This is a genomic window from Nostoc sp. CENA543, from assembly GCF_002896875.1.
GTDB lineage: Bacteria > Cyanobacteriota > Cyanobacteriia > Cyanobacteriales > Nostocaceae > Trichormus.
Genome location: NZ_CP023278.1, coordinates 805,188 through 821,936, shown reverse-complemented (window position 1 = coordinate 821,936; position 16,749 = coordinate 805,188). Strand labels below are relative to the sequence as shown.

The window sequence follows — 16,749 nt, the reverse complement described above, 5'->3', positions numbered from 1 at the left end:
AAAATATGCAATTTGTTATAGCGTTTCCTAGTCTGCTGAGGTGCAAATTTATCCGCGTTTATCTGTATTCATCTGCGTTTAATTATTGTCGTTGTACTTCACTATAGTAAGAAAGGCTATATCCTCAACTGTGGGGATGTTAATCTGCGATTTTGAAGAGATGAAATTGTACAAAAATTACCTAAAATTGAAGTAGAAGCAAACAAAAAATTAGTCTTGATTATTAGAGGGTTGGAAAAATCTATTGGTGTGTTTGGTGATGATACCCCAGTTTTACAAGACTTAAATTTCGTGCGGGATTCTTACAAAAGAACTGTACCTCAACCAATACTATTTATTTTGTCAGTTTAGAGTTAGCCATAGCTAAACAAATTGTGGCACAAACCCACGGCGGCAAGTTGTATTGCCAATCTATTATCGGTGAAGGTACTGAATTTATAATGGCAATCTCTATGTAATTTTTGACTCAGGCTTCAAGATAAATTCATCTATCTGGGAATACTAGATCCAGAAATTCTGACAATGAGCGCAATATGTTAAACAACCTGGTGAGTATTCCTGGATATCGCATTAGTGAAGAAATCTACAATGGTTCTAGAACGCTAGTTTATCGTGCAGTCAGAGAAAGTGACTCAGTACCAGTAGTGATCAAACTACTGAAAAATCCTTATCCTAGTTTTAGCGAATTGTTGTTATTTCGCAATCAATACACCATCGGCAAAAATCTCAACTCACCCCTGGTTATCCAAACCTATAGCCTTGAACTCTTACATAATGGCTATATGTTAGTTATGGAAGACTTTGGGGGGATTTCTCTGAATGATTATTTTGCCAAAAATCAAAATGTGACATCTTTAAAAGAATTTTTAGTGATCGCGATCGCCCTCTGTGACATCCTAGACTTACTCTACCACGAACGAATTATTCATAAAGATATTAAACCCAGCAATATATTAATTAATCCTGCAACTAAACAAGTTAAATTAATCGACTTTAGTATTGCATCATTATTACCGAGAGAAACCCAAACCCTAGTTAACCCCAACGTCTTAGAAGGAACGCTAGCTTATCTCTCTCCAGAACAAACAGGGAGAATGAATCGAGGGATTGACTACCGCACAGATTTTTATTCTTTAGGTGTCACTTTTTATGAATTACTCACAGATGAGTTACCATTCTCATCTACTGATGCGATGGAATTGGTACATTCTCATATTGCGAAAATTCCACCACCCATACAGGAAATTAATCCAGATATCCCCTTTGTTATCTCAGAAATTGTCAGAAAACTGATGGCGAAAAATGCTGAAGATAGGTATCAGAGTGCTTTGGGATTGAAGTTTGATTTAGAAAAATGTCTAAATCAGTTAAAAACAACTGGTGAGATTAGAGACTTTAAAATTGCCCAGCGTGATGTGTGCGATCGCTTTATCATTCCTGATAAACTTTATGGCAGAGAGACAGAAGTTCAAACCCTACTAGCAGCGTTTGAGAGAGTCAGCCTTGGTGCAACAGAAATGATGCTAGTCGCTGGGTTTTCTGGAATTGGTAAAACAGCCGTTGTCAACGAAGTGCATAAACCTATTGTCAGACAACGTGGCTATTTTATCAAAGGTAAATATGACCAATTTCAACGCAATATTCCTTTCAGCGCATTTGTGCAGGCATTTCGTGATTTAATGGGGCAATTATTGACCGAAAGCGATGTGCAGATAGAGCGATGGAGAAATAAAATATTAGAGGCGGTTGGTGAACATGGGCAAGTAATTATTGAAGTTATTCCCGAATTAGAAAATATTATTGGCAAACAACCACCAGCCTCAGAATTATCAGGAACAGCCGCACAAAATAGATTTAACTTATTATTTCAAAAATTTACCCAAGTCTTTACAACTAAAGAACATCCCTTAGTAATATTTTTAGATGATTTACAATGGGCTGATTCTGCATCATTAAAATTAATGCAGCTATTAATGGCTGATACCGGGCATCTTTTCATTATTGGCGCATATCGTGATAACGAAACGGCACTTGCTTCAAGCCGGGAAACCCGTCCAACGCAGTGCCTCGTCAATCCTGGACATCCATTATTATTGACCTTGAGTGAAATCCAAAAGAGCCAAGCAAAAATTAACACCATTACTTTAGCACCACTTAGTCAAGTACAAGTAAATCAATTAGTGGCTGATACACTCAAATGTAGTCAAGATTTAGCATCATCTTTAACAGAATTAGTATATCAGAAAACCCAAGGCAATCCGTTTTTTGCCACACAGCTTCTCAAAGCATGGCATCAAGATAAATTAATCACATTTGATTTTAAATTAACTTGTTGGCAATGTGACATCATCCAGATAAAAATTCAAGCAGCAACAGATGATGTAGTAGCTTTTATGAGTTTACAACTGCAAAAACTACCACTATTAACTCAAGAGGTATTGCAGTTAGCAGCTTGTATTGGCAATTCTTTTGATTTAGGGACTTTGGCTATTGTTTCCCAAAAATCAGAAATAGAAATAGCTGCTGCTTTGTGGCAAGCTTTGCAAGAAGGATTAATTTTACCAATTAGTGAGGTTTATAAGTTCTATCAGAGTGAGAATGCTGACCAATTTGTTTTGCAACCTGAAAATAATAATACAAAAATAGCTAAATATCAATTTCTGCACGATCGCATTCAACAAGCGGCTTATGCTTTGATTCCCGACGCACAGAAAACCGCAACTCACTTGCGTATCGGACAATTACTGCTACAAAATTCCTCGGAGACGGTAAAACAGGAAAAATTGTTTGATATTGTTGAGCATTTGAATTTAGGAAAAGACCTAATTAGTCAACCAAGCGATCGCCAAAATTTAGCTCAACTCAATTTGCAAGCTGGAGTTAAAGCCAAAAATTCTACAGCCTATCCCGCAGCCAGGACTTATTTACAAACAGGAATTACTTTATTAGACAGTAACTGTTGGCAAAATCAATATGAATTGACTTTAAATCTGTATATTACATCTACTGAAGTCAGTTATTTAAATGGCGACTTTGAAGGTATGGAACAGCAAGCAGCATTAGTTTTGCAGCAAGCGCAAACAGTTCTAGACAGGGTGAAAATTTATGAGATTCAAATTGCCGCCCATACTTTACAAAGTCATGTCTTAGAAGCGATCGCTGTGGGCAGAACAGCTTTATCTCTATTGGGAGTTGAACTACCCAAAGCAGCCAACGAAACCGAGATTGCTACAGCACTACAAACCCTCAATAACCAGTTAGAAAATATCCCAGTAGAAACCTTAGTCGATTTACCAATTAGCAATGATAGTTTTACCCAAGCAGCAATGCGGATTATGGGCATCTTATTTCCACCAATGATTCAGGGTATGCCCAGTTTATTACCTTTGCTCAGTTCCAAGATGGTCAGTCTATCATTGCAATCGGGAAATACAGTATCATCAACTATCGGCTATGCCATACACGGATTAGTCATGTCTGCCTTTTTAGCAGATGCCGCTACAGGCTATGAGTTTGGCAAAGTTGCTTTAAATTTACTCGAAAAATTTAATACCCCAGAGATTAAGCCCATTGTGATGTTTCTGTTTGGCAGCTTTATTCAACTCCATAAAGAACCATTGCACAACTCAATCCCCACCTTGAAAACAGCGTTTGATGCAGGGATGGAGACGGGCAATTTTATGTATGCTGGTTTTTCCTTAGCTATCCACAGCAATTCCCGATTTTTTAGTGGTGGAGAATTGAGTGATTTTGTTCAAGACATGGCTCACTATAGTCTGGCTTTAGCTCAAGTGAAACAATATGCAGCTCAAGCCTATATAGATTTGGGAAAACAAACGGCAGAAAATTTTATTGAGATAGTTAGTCAACCACATTGTTTAACCGGAAATTCTTACAATGAAATAGCGATGCTGCCTAAGCACCAGCAAGATGGAGATGGCACAGCGATCGCGGAAGTTTATATCTATAAGTTATTGCTGGCTTACTATTTTGGTGATTATCAAGATGCAATTAATTATGTGGCTCAAGCACAGCCCTACATAGTAGCTTTATCAGGCACATTTTTTGTGCCTATTTTCTATTTTTATGCAGCCCTGACTCATTTGCAATGCTTACCGAGTCAATCGCAACAGGAGCAAAGTGAAACTCTGACAATTGCTCAAACCCATCAAACAAATCTGGCTGAATTTGCCCATCAAGCACCTATGAATCACCAACATAAGGTGGATTTAATCGAAGCTCAAAAGCAACAGGTGTGGGGTGAAAATTATGCAGCCGCAGATTTATATGATCGCGCGATCGCAGGTGCTAAAACCAACGGCTATATTCAAGAAGAAGCTCTAGCTAACGAATTAGCCGCTAAATTTTACCTTGCTTGGGGTAAAGAGAAAGTCGCCGCAGGTTATATGCAAGAAGCATATTATTGTTACTCTCGATGGGGAGCAAAAGCCAAAATCGCCGACTTAGAAAGACACTATCCCCAATTACTGGCACCTATATTACAGCAAAGCCGTTCTGTTGTTTCCACTAACGAAACTATCTTTACCGTGGGAACTGTCACAAAAATTAGTTCTTCGGCTTCTAGCAGCAGTGTCTCACATACCCTAGATTTAACAGCTATTCTCAAAGCATCTCAGAGTATCTCCGGTGAAATCGAACTAGAAAAACTGCTTTCATCCTTACTTTCTATTGTGATTGAAAATGCTGGGGCTGATAAATGTGTGTTAATGCTGTTGCAAGACAATCATCTACTAATTCAAGGGGCAATTACCCAAGGAACACAACCCATTGTGTTGCAAAGTATTGCCATTGCAGACAGCGATGACATTCCCCAGACGCTCATTTACAAAGTCAAAAACAACCAACAAACTGTAGTGCTACTGGATGCCAACGCAGATATTACCTTTGCCCATGATCCCTATATGATTCGTCAGCAGCCTCAAAGTGTCTTGTGCAGCCCGATTTTGCACCAAGGAAAGTTGCTGGGGATTTTATATCTAGAAAATAATTTAGCAAAAGGAGCGTTTAAAGGCGATCGCATCGAATTACTGAATTTACTTTGCACCCAAGCCGCCATTTCTCTAGAAAATGCCCGACTTTATCAACTTTCTCAGGAATCTGCCCAACAATTACAGCGATCGCTTGATGAATTGAGCGCAAGCAATTCTCGCTTTCATAACTTGGTAGATAATCTTCCTGGGGTTGTTTATCAAGTTCATCTGTCTACTAGTGGTGAACAATCTTTACCTTATATCAGTGCAGGCTGTTATAAATTATGGGAAATTCCAGCCCAGCAAATGAATGCTAATGTTCAGAATCTCTTGGCTATAGTTCATCCAGAAGATATTGCGACTTTCCAACAGGCACTAGGAAGCGCAATGACAACTCTGACTTCTGGGCAGTGGTCAGGTAGAATTTTAACACCTTCTGGAATTGTCAAGTGGGTTCATGCGGAAGGGTACATCCGCAAACTTGTGGATGGAAGTTTTGTGTGGGATTGCATAATGTTAGATATCAGTGAACGCAAACAAGCTGAACTAGCTTTGCAACAAGCCCAATTACAAATTATCCAAAGTGAAAAAATGTCTGCCTTGGGTAACTTAGTCGCTGGTATCGCTCACGAAATGAATAATCCTTTAGGATTTATTGCTGCCAGTCTCAAACAAGCTAAACCTACTTTCGCTGATATTTGCGAACACTTAAAACTCTATCAAGATAGTTTCCCCAATAAAACTGAAGAAATCCTCGACCATGAGTCAGAAATTGACTTGGAATATACCATAGAAGACCTACCTAAAATGCTGGATTCGATGACAATGGCGTGCGATAGATTAAAAAATATCAGCACTTCTTTGCGGACTTTCTCCCGTGCTGATAGAGATTACAAAGTGCCATTTAATATCCATGAAGGCATTGATAGTACAATCTTAATTCTGAAACATCGTCTCAAAGCTAATGAACAACGTCCCGCAATTGAGGTAATAACTGATTACGGTAATTTACCCCAAGTTAAATGTTTCCCTGGACAATTAAATCAGGTATTCATGAATATTTTGGCAAATGCAATTGACGCATTAGATGAATCAAATCAAGGCCGGAGTTTTGAGGAAATTCAAGCTCATCCTAACCAGATTACAATTACCACATCAATGGCAGATAAATATGCAAAAATCTCCATTGTAGATAATGGTAAGGGGATGAGTGAAGAGGTAAAACAAAAAATATTTGACCATTTATTTACTACTAAAGCTGTAGGGAAAGGTACAGGCTTAGGCTTGGCTATAGCTAAACAAATTATTGAAGAAAGCCACGGTGGCCAGTTGAGTTGTCATTCTACCCTTGGTCAAGGTACGGAGTTTTTGATTCAGCTTCCACTTTAAAAATTAGTGATGATTCTGGGTATCTAGTTGCCAAAGGCGGATAGTTTTGTCTTTACTACTACTGGCAATTAGTTGCTTGGCTGGATTGGTGGCGATCGCTAAAATCCAATCAGAATGGCCAGAAAGAGTATGCAATAATTTACCTGTTGGCATATGCCAAATCTTGATGGTGTTGTCTAAGCTACCACTGACTAAAGTTTGGTTATCAAATCCTAAAGCTAGAGTTACTACCCTGGCATTATGTCCCGTTAGGGTGTGGAGTAGTTCACCTGTCCGCACATTCCAAAGCCGAATGGTTTGATCCCAACTAGCACTAGCTAATGTTTGACCATTGCGGCTAAAAATTACGGCTCTCACTGCATCTTCATGCTTGGTGATTTCTTTTACCATTTTACCCGTCTGCAAATCCCAAATCTTGACGGTTTTGTCAATTCCCCCAGTCGCAAAAGTTCTGCCATCAGGACTCATCGCTACAGAAAAAACTCGACCTTGATGTCCCAAAAATGTGTGTAGTAGTTTACCTGTGTAGAGATTCCAGACTTTAATTGTACCGTCACCGTTACCACTGATGAGAAACTGTCCATCATCGCTGATTGCTAGTGACCAAACTGGGACGGGATCTAGAGTGATTGTCTTGATTAACTGTAAGGTTTGAAAATTCCAGACGTTGATTGTACCGTCTCCACCGCCACTGACTAGGGTTTTTTCATCTCTACTCAGAGCGATCGCCCTGACAATGTTACTATGTCCTGATAAGGTGCGTACAACCTTGCCAGTGTTGAGATTCCAGACTTTGATAGTTTGATCTGCACTTGCACTCACTAAAGTCTGTCCATTTTGAGTCAGAACCACAGACCAAACCGCATCTGCATGACTATTTAAAGTTTTGACTGCTATCGGATTTTGAGTATTGGAACTCTGATTAAACTTTAAAAAAGCATCTGGATTTTCTGGGATGGGATGATTTGCCGGTGCTGCTTTCCAAATATAGTAACCAAGCAATATTAAAGTGAGAATTAAAAGATTGCTGAGTATAATCCCCAGCATAAAATTTGATTTTAAAGGTGAAATAACAATAGGTTTTTGAATATCTTTTAAACGTGTTTGGCTTAAGAGGATTTGCTGATATTCTTCTGCTGATGGTAAGGATATAGACAGGTCTTTTAAAGATGTATTGATTGTTTCTGGTGGACTAATAGCGTTATGAAAGGAATCATGAACACAAAATAAACTATCCGGCTTTTTATTGACGCTTACCGCCAATAAATGCTCATCAGAAATAGCACTATCTTGGATTTTTTCCTCAACAGTAAAAACAAATAGCTTAATTAATTCGTCATGCTCGAAAGCAACCCGACTTTTGTCAATCATTTCTTGCGAAATCTTCACCCCAATTCTAGCGGGTTGGTAACTCCATAAATCAGGTATGACTAAGCTATCTATACATTCTGGAAAATTATTTCTGTTGATGAGCCTAACAGGCCCTGTACACAGACAAATAAAAATATTTTCTAGTTGGAGGGGCTGTAATTTACCTGCTAAATAATAACAAATAAAAAAAGGAACATCATTGCGCCCAAAGTCATCTAACCCATCGTTATATAACCATCCAAATAAACTTTGTTCTGGGTTTAGCTGATGTAGATAAGCGGCTCTATATCCTGGGCTTGGTGGTTCATAGGAATCCCAATATTGATAAACTATTTGTTCCAGAAATGCTTGCTGAATTTCTGGTGTAATCCCTCCACTCACGACAGTTCTAAATCCCACGACTGGGAAACTGGTATGTATAAGTTGACCTAGCCGCAAAGATACCATACTGATTTGGAGAAATGATTAGGTTAGCAAGGATTTTAGGGGTGTGGGGGTGTAGGGGTGTAAGGGTATGAGGGTGTAGGGGTGTAGGTAAAGATTGTAACCCAATGCCCAATGCCCCATGCCCAATGCCCCATGCCCTATGCCCCATGCCCTATGCCCCATGCCCAAACTTGAGAGTCGGATTGAGTGATTGTTGGTTGGGGGTGCTGGGTTGGGGTGAGGGTTTTAATTGATTGAAGGCAAAAAATATGGCCGCGATTGATCCTAATAAAATTACACAGGCTATATACAAAATTAAAATTGACTTGGGACTTTTTGCTGGTGCTTTCTCACTAGAAGATGGAGTCTGGGTTGCTTCACTGGCTAAATTGACTAGTGATGCACTGTTATCTGACTGATTTATCTGTGATAGTAACCACAGCAGGGGGTTAGCTGCACCTTGGGGTTTGAGGCGCGAAACACCGTCTACAGAAATAATGGGTATGGCAGAATAGAAAATTTGGTGGCTGGCTTTCACAGTATTGAGGTAGATAGTCAGGGGTTGTAGGTTTGATTCTATCTGTTGCTGAGTTGCTGGGTTGAGTTCTAGCAAGTCACACTTAGTTAAAATCAGTGCAAAAGCATAAGGGATATTGTACTTATAGACTACGGAGGCGATCGCCGCTACTTGGTTGTAAATATCCTCAATGATCTTGGGATAATTCTGGTCGTGTATTAAAGCATACGCATTAATAAATACACAGCAACCGTTAGAAGTCAGGATCATTTCCTGAAATTCGGGATTATGAATATTACATAATTCGCCGGGGATGTCCCACCAGAGAAAATTGCAGACAGTTTCCTGTCCTGACTGGGTTTGACGCTGCAAACTAAAGTTAAAGTTTGTAATTTTAATTGTGGGGGGTGGATATGAACCGCTACGAGCTACAAGATTCTTAATTTTTTCGAGATTGGTTTGGACTTCACTATCTTGACAGTCGAACCATAACTGTTGGGGATTGTCTGTGTTGCTATCAGGATGTAATTCTGTGTAGCTACCTGCAAGAAAAACCGTTTTGCCTACTCCTCGTTGACCAATACTTAACAGGCTAAATGTTTTTGGGGTAGATGTAGGTAATAAATTCATATCCTTTAGGGCTGATACCGATTCATTCTTGTCCAATCTTGAGTTGAGCCGACGTTCGGATTTTCACTGGGGTTATTAGTACCATAAATTTGTCCTTGCCGATTCATCCAAAAGTAGTTGTAGCTTGTCGGTAGCTCAACATTAGGGTATCCGTAGGGGTTTGTCCAAGTATTGACATTGCCCAGATGCTCACGAAATTGGAAATTTTGCCGATTTATAGATTCATGACGTTGATGGTTTACCTCATTCCAAGTCCGTTCTGACCATTCACGATATTCTCTGAATTTTTGCCCTTCTGTTTGCGAGATTTCTATGTTCTGCGCCATGATCCCCTGAACACCAAAAGCAGCCCCATTGGTAGCCGTAATTTGCTCTGCTACTTGTGGCAACCATGAAGCATAGTTAAACCACTGTGATTCATAAGCAGCAGCACAAGTCATCACCATTGTACAAATGTTATAGCTCTGTACGATGTTGCACTTAGCTACCCCTCGGTAAAGGATACCATTGAAATAGGATGTGTAATCCCATTCGTGAGCGATCGCACATCCAGCCATCGGTTTTGCTGGGCGGGGTTGACTCATGCGTAAGTCATAGGGCTGCATCGCCAACAGTTTCTCATAGACAAATTGCCCAGGATGATAATTAACAGGCAATCCAGAATTGCCCACCATAATTGTCAAAGCGGTATTGTCGGGTGAAGAGAGAACAACCGCAAATTGACCATCTTCCACTACTCGCCAACCGTTAGGCACTACATAATTAAAATATTGTCCACGCCGGATTTCCCAGCCACCAGGGTTAGATCCTGGGGAGGAAAAAGAAGACTGGTTGTAGTTATACATAGGCTGCTATGACAAATGTTGGGACTGATGTTAGATACATTTTGCATATGAGATTTTACGAACGGACAGATATTTAGTTAGTTTGTCAGGAAAAATTAACTCCTTCAAAACAGTGAATGAAGGAGCATTGATAATTTTTATTGAGGATTTTAGAAAAGTTTTTTTTAGCTACTTTTGAGAGAATTGAAGTTTTTTCTTAACTTTGATTTTTGAAGATGCACCAAGGGTAGCGAGGGCAAATAGGCTGAGGATGGAGGTGGGTTCAGGAACAGTGATGATGCTTGCAGAAAACCTAATAGGTAATTCACTATCTTCTATCCCCAAATTTTCAAAACCTGGTGTTAGCGGTGGTGCAGAAAACACCTCTAAATAGCCAGGTATAGCCAAAAAACTAGCGAAAAACGGACTAGAATAATTACCCCCTGATGTGGAATACCCAAAACCATCACCTGTTAACTGTTGAGGATTGAGGCTAATTAAATTATCTACTTCAAAAGGCTCATTTCCTGGTATTGGAGTCCCTGTTGGTTGTAAACCCGTGATGGTTTCGCCGTTGCGTGTACCTGTGATTCCCAAAATTTGGTAAAAACCCAAATCGTCAGCAGTTTCATTAGTGATGAAAGTACCACTCGCTGTAATTCCAGCACCAGAATAATTCCATTTCCAAGTTAAAGCAGAGGCAGCATTGATAGTTCCAAAAGTTAATCCTGATGTTGCAGCTAGGGTTGTGACAGATAGTAGAGCTAGATTTTTCATAGTATGATGGCGCACATATATTTCCGATTGAGTTCAGCTACAGCCCAACTCAAAACCAATGGCAGTTTAACATCAAATATACTGAAGGATTATGTATAAAAAATAAAGATAAAATATTTAGAGATGCGGTGTTGATTTTTGATGACTACGAACTGATGAATCTAGGCTTATAATCCAAAATTGAGATACATCCTTGGTAGGGTACTAGACATTACCTCTAAAACTATGACTAAGCAAGACACTCCCCTCACTGGGGATGCACTGATTAAAGAAGTTTGTCGGCGAATTCGAGTCGCCCGTAGTTATTGGGATGCACATAACAATGCTGCTTGTCGGGGTGAGCGCGATCGCGCTTTAGTTTTGTACAATACACTCACTAAAGAACAAAAACAGCAAATCCCAGAAGTGTTGCGGGTGTGGTTACGTTATCGCAGTGAAAAGTATTTTGGCGCACATCGCACACCGCCTAAATCACGTCGTAAATCAAAATAACGTCCATGCCAAAATTACCTCTACCGCCATCACTGATAGGTGCAGAAGTTGGTTCTTTTACTGAGTTGACAATTACTCAAAGAATGCCTGCGATCGCTCGCCGAGTGATTGCAGAAAATAATTTCTCATCTACAATTAATACCAGATTAGAAAGTCTGGCGACAGAACTATCAATAGGAGATTTACCACCTCTGATTGATGATACTGGTAAAGATTTTGCGGCTTGGCAGGAATATCTCCAACCCTACGAGGGTCAACGTTGGTTAGACGTTCCCTGGTTCTTAGCAGAAACTTATTTTTATCGATTAATTTTAGAAATTACTCATTACTTTCGCCCTGGTACTTGGCAAAATATTGATCCATTTCAATTACAAAAAAATCAAGGTTTAGAAACATCACTTGATTCCACTATTCTTTTATGCCAACAGGTGAATCAATGGTTAGATAATGTTAACCATGAGGAGAAATTCAAACAAACTGCCCTGACGGCACTACTATATTTTGCTTTATGGGGAAATCGAGTTGATTTAAGTTTATGGTCAGCCTTTGCTGAAGATAGAAGCCGGTTTGATATTCAAAATCAACTGGCACATATTCTAGTTAATGATGCGGCTCAAGTTAGTGAATTAGTAACTAATCATCCAGGTGGTCGCATTGATATTATTTTAGATAATGCGGGGTTTGAGTTAATTTGTGATTTGTGTTTAGTAGATTTTTTATTAAGTAGTAATTTAGCTAATCAAGTTTACCTACATTTAAAACCTCATCCTACTTTTGTTTCTGATGCCATGATTAAGGATGTGCATGAGACGACAAATTTTTTAGCCGCCACTAATCATCCCCAAGTAAAATCTGTAGCTAATAGGTTACAAAAACATATTGCATCAGGAAACTTAGTCTTATCTGAAGATTTTTTCTGGACATCACCTTTAGCATTTTGGGAAATACCTAACTCTCTTAAAAGTGAATTAGCTAAGACTAATTTAATTGTAGTGAAAGGGGATGCGAATTATCGACGATTATTAGGCGATCGCCATTGGGATATGACCACAGCAATTGCAGATATAGTCTGCTATTTACCTGCACCAATGGTAGCCTTGCGTACCCTAAAATCGGAAGTGGCTGTTGGGTTAAAAGCTGAAGTCGTCGAGGAAATTGCCCAATCTGACCCGAATTGGCAAACTAACGGACAATGGGGTGTAATTCAGTTAGTAACTTCAGTTTAATATAAAATTAAGCATAAATCTTCCATAAAAAGATTAAGTTGATATTAACCATTGCTTGGTCAGAAATTAATCTTCACAGGCTAACTTTTGACGTGCAAATATCACAGCTAACACGTTAAATCCAGTCATAACAACAGGAAAACGAAACTTAATTTAGGCAAGTAATAAATACCAATAATCACCCCAAAGTAAGTAGATGAGGGCAATTTTTACATTTAAATTGCTGGATGATTCAATGTGTAATTGGTATGCAAATTCACCTGTCTGATTTGTGTTAGCTCAAGGCGGCAAATTAGTTTGTGAATCAGGAGTAGAGAATGGTAGATTACCGTAATGTTCAACAGTTCCTGCAAAGTCGGGTGAAGCGACGCAATTTAATTATCGGCGCAGGCGCATTTACCGGTTTAGCTATTGCCAGCCAATTTCCCCAACAAAGAGCGATCGCCAAAGGCAGATTTTCCGATTATCCTTTCAAATTGGGTGTAGCATCAGGCGAACCCTATGATACTAGTGTTGTTATCTGGACTCGTTTAGCTCCCGAACCTTTAAATGGCGGTGGAATGCCAAATGTCAATGTACCGATTCGCTGGGAAGTCGCTACTGACCCCAGTATGAGACGCATTGTTTCTAGAGGAACTGTACTTGCAACTCCAGAACTGGCTCACTCTGTTCGGGTAATCGTGGAAGGACTTTTACCCCATACTTGGTATTGGTATCGCTTTCATGTGAATAGTGAAGCTAGTCCCATCGGTCGGACTCGCACTGCACCTGCGGCTGGTAGTTTCTCTAGCCAATTGAAGTTTGCTTTAGCCTCCTGTCAACACTATGAGCAAGGCTATTACACTGCTTATAAATACATGGCAGAGGATGATTTAGACTTAGTAGTTCACGTTGGTGATTATATCTATGAAGGTGGGATCAATCTGACCCGTCCTAGACAGCACAATAGTACAGAAATTTTCACCTTAGAAGATTATCGCAACCGTCACGCCCTCTATAAAACAGATGCCAATCTGCAAGCCACTCACGCCGCCTTTCCTTGGATTGTCACTTGGGATGACCACGAAGTCGAAAACAACTACGCCAATTTGATTTCAGAAATCGATACAGAACCAGACCAAGATCCAGTCATCTTTGCTCAACGGCGGGCTGTAGCTTATCAAGCTTACTATGAACATATGCCTCTGCGTCCCTTCTCCCGACCAGTCGGCCCGGATATGCAGCTTTATCGGCGGTTAAACTTTGGCAATTTGGCGACATTCCATGTCTTAGATACTCGCCAGTATCGCACAGACCAACCTTGTGGCGACGGTACAAGAACAGGTTGTCTAGATGCACTCAGTCCCCAAGCCACAATTACAGGTCAAGCGCAAGAAGAATGGCTATTTGATGGACTGGATAAATCTTCAGCGAGGTGGAATATCTTAGCGCAGCAAGTTCCCATTGCTCAGAGAGATTTTACCCCCGGCGAGGGTCAATCTTTCAGTATGGATAAATGGGATGGGTATGTAGCTTCCCGTAATCGCTTAATGAATTTTATCGCCCAGCGTCAACCATCCAACCCGGTTTCCTTAGCAGGTGATGTGCATTCTCATTGGGCGATGGATCTCAAAGCGAATTTTGATAACCCTGCTTCAGCCACATTAGCTAGTGAGTTTGTTTGTAGTTCCATTAGTTCTGGTGGTGATGGTGCTGATATTACTCCCGCAATACAAGCTTATTTACCAGATAATCCCCACATTAAGTTCTACAATGGGCAACGGGGATATGTGCGTTGTACTGTGACTCCTACTAGTTGGCGATCGGATTATCTTGTGGTGTCTGGTGTCACAACTCCTTTCGGGACAATTAGCAATCGAGCTTCCTTTGTAGTTGATAACGGTATTCCGGGAATCCGACAAATCGTATAAATTCCGCACGGCAAGATTGCAGGAGGAAAATCCACACTGCAATTTGCCTCCCCTATGTATCTGTTCAAAAATCAAGTAGGAATCCTAGATCCCAATTTGGTATGAGGTTTTGCGTTAACTTTTCCACATAACGTGAAAAGTCAGTCTCGCTAATAGCATTTAACCCAAAAATAATTATTGAGATAGTTAGGAAATAAATATGGGTAGACTTTCATTCTGGAGTTTAGACTAGTTCCCGGTGCGACAACGAAAAATAAGGGGTGTGCTTGAACACAGTCCCCTATTAGCAGAAGCTGAGAGAAGAACCACCAACTCTCATCTGCCAATATGAACCGTGCCAAATTAGAGGAATTTCGTCAAGCAGCGTATAACTATCTAGGTAGAGCGCATGATGCAACATTTGAACTGATGGATGCAATATTGCTAACTCGGAACGCTTACAGTTTGGCAGATTTATCACTATCACCAGCATTTAGACGCAAGTGGTCAAGTATTTATGAAGCGTTACAAGATAGCAGGCCACAGCGACAAAAATTGATGCAGTTATACATCAAACAGATGCCACACCAGGGTCGTCCGTTGTTGGCTGGCGACCATACAGCTTGGCCAAGGCCAGATGCGGTAACGCTACAGGAAAGGACAATTGAACACAGCAGTGTCTCAATGGGAGGTGACAAACCAATCACCATTGGTCAGGGCTATAGCACCATTGCTTGGATACCGGAGAGTTCGGGCAGTTGGGCATTACCATTGAGACACGAGCGAATTACCAGTTGGGAAAGCCCAATCCAGAAAGCAGCATGGCAATTACAACAAGTTTGTGAAAATTTACCTACCAGACCAATTTCGGTTTGGGATAGTGAGTACGGGTGCGCTCCTTTCGTTTTGAAGACGAGTAATATTAAAGCAGACATTTTGGTACGTTTGCGTTCAAATCTTTGTTTATGGGGCGCACCACCACCATATTCTGGCAAGGGACGACCGAGAAAACATGGTGATAAATTTAAGTTGAATGATGCTTCGACATGGACTCAAGCCATTCAAACTATAGAAGTAAATCATCCAAAACTAGGACGTATCAAGGTGAGCTTGTGGTCAAATTTTCATTTTCGGAAAGCCGCTACACGTCCGATGTCCTTGATTCGGGTTGAGCGTCTTGATGAGCTTGGCAACTTGCGGGTGTCAAAACCTTTGTGGTTGGCTTGGCTGGGAGAACAAATGCCGCCTTTAGAAGAAGTTTGGCAACTCTACTTGCGGCGTTTTACTGTTGACCACTGGTATCGCTTTTTGAAGCAACGCTTACACTGGACTCTTCCCAAGCTACGTACCCCTAAGCAATGTGAGCGTTGGAGTGACTTAATGCCCATCATGACTTGGGAATTGTGGTTAGCCCGTGATATCGTTGCAGACAACCCTTTACCTTGGCAAAAGTTATTAGTTAGTTTGACTCCAGGTAGGGTTGCTCAGGCGATGGGAAGTATTTTAGCGACGATTGGTACTCCTGCCCGTCCGCCCAAACCTCGCGGAAAGTCCCCTGGCTGGAAGACTGGACAACCCCGACAACGTAGAATTCGCTATCCTGTTGTTAGAAAAACTACAACTAAGCCACGTAAGCAACAATCAGAATCTGCTTAAGATTGTCGATTTTTATGTCTAATGCCTATTTATTTTCAACTCAGCCTTCCTGGGTCATTTTTTGCTGCTTAGTCTAAACTCCAGTTTCATTGCTAGAGTCACTCAATTCAAAAATATGATAGATATGTAAACCATAAAAGCCATTGATCGTCTCATATGATCAATAAGTAAATATTTTGTTAACCAGCCTTATTTTAAATTGTGTGTGCATTTTGAATTAGTGTTATTGTCACTTTTTTAACGATTAATTTTTTTATATACGAGTCTTCTATTCTCTACGAGAAACTACGCTAAAAAGACGCTATGAGCAGCCAAAGCTATGCTTCTATCTTGTATTGGTAAGCGAATCAGCATTTAAGTTGTATAAAGCCAGGGCTGTAAGGCTTACACAAATTTTAGGGTATCTTTTGTTACAATTAAATCAGTCTGAAAAGATGAATGATGATGAGCCTAATTAGAAGTGTTTGCCTTACTATATCAAAAGGATTATGTCTGAAGACATAGGTAAATTAACTATTATTTTTTCGACGATAAAAAAAATTTTATAGAGACTAATTGTAG

9 protein-coding genes are annotated in these 16,749 nt (G+C 40.2%); 5 read left to right on the top strand and 4 right to left on the bottom strand.

Annotation, left to right across the window (positions count from 1 at the left end; genetic code table 11):
- Window positions 1-533: 533 nt before the first annotated feature.
- On the top strand, window positions 534-6,380 hold the full coding sequence (locus CLI64_RS03470; RefSeq protein ID WP_103135917.1) for an ATP-binding sensor histidine kinase: 5,847 nt from the start codon (window positions 534-536) through the stop codon (window positions 6,378-6,380).
- A 3-nt stretch (window positions 6,381-6,383) separates the two neighbouring features.
- On the opposite strand, the gene CLI64_RS03465 is transcribed toward CLI64_RS03470, so the two are convergent.
- From CLI64_RS03465 to CLI64_RS03450, 4 genes are all read right to left on the bottom strand, one after another.
- Entirely contained in the window at window positions 6,384-8,198 is a 1,815-nt protein-coding gene (locus tag CLI64_RS03465; protein WP_103135916.1) for a WD40 repeat domain-containing protein, read from the bottom strand.
- A gap of 151 nt (window positions 8,199-8,349) precedes the next feature.
- Complete coding sequence (locus CLI64_RS03460; protein ID WP_192881673.1) at window positions 8,350-9,324, bottom strand: hypothetical protein; 975 nt, start codon at window positions 9,322-9,324, stop codon at window positions 8,350-8,352.
- Between the two features lie 5 nt (window positions 9,325-9,329).
- Window positions 9,330-10,169: a hypothetical protein gene (locus CLI64_RS03455; protein WP_103135915.1), complete on the bottom strand. Its 840-nt coding sequence runs from the start codon at window positions 10,167-10,169 to the stop codon at window positions 9,330-9,332.
- Between the two features lie 168 nt (window positions 10,170-10,337).
- On the bottom strand, window positions 10,338-10,925 hold the full coding sequence (locus CLI64_RS03450) for a PEP-CTERM sorting domain-containing protein (protein ID WP_103135914.1): 588 nt from the start codon (window positions 10,923-10,925) through the stop codon (window positions 10,338-10,340).
- A gap of 225 nt (window positions 10,926-11,150) precedes the next feature.
- On the opposite strand from CLI64_RS03450, the gene CLI64_RS03445 reads away from it, so the two are divergent.
- The 4 genes from CLI64_RS03445 (at window position 11,151) to CLI64_RS03430 (ending at window position 16,188) form a co-directional block, all read left to right on the top strand.
- The gene (locus CLI64_RS03445; protein ID WP_103135913.1) at window positions 11,151-11,417 is read left to right on the top strand and encodes a Precorrin-3B methylase; all 267 of its coding nucleotides are present in this window, start codon (window positions 11,151-11,153) and stop codon (window positions 11,415-11,417) included.
- 5 nt (window positions 11,418-11,422) lie between these two features.
- On the top strand, window positions 11,423-12,643 hold the full coding sequence (locus tag CLI64_RS03440; RefSeq protein ID WP_103135912.1) for a damage-control phosphatase ARMT1 family protein: 1,221 nt from the start codon (window positions 11,423-11,425) through the stop codon (window positions 12,641-12,643).
- A gap of 317 nt (window positions 12,644-12,960) precedes the next feature.
- Window positions 12,961-14,553, top strand: coding sequence for an alkaline phosphatase (locus CLI64_RS03435; RefSeq protein ID WP_103135911.1), 1,593 nt, complete (start codon window positions 12,961-12,963; stop codon window positions 14,551-14,553).
- A gap of 327 nt (window positions 14,554-14,880) precedes the next feature.
- Window positions 14,881-16,188: an NF041680 family putative transposase gene (locus CLI64_RS03430; RefSeq protein ID WP_103135335.1), complete on the top strand. Its 1,308-nt coding sequence runs from the start codon at window positions 14,881-14,883 to the stop codon at window positions 16,186-16,188.
- The last annotated feature ends 561 nt before the right edge of the window (window positions 16,189-16,749 follow it).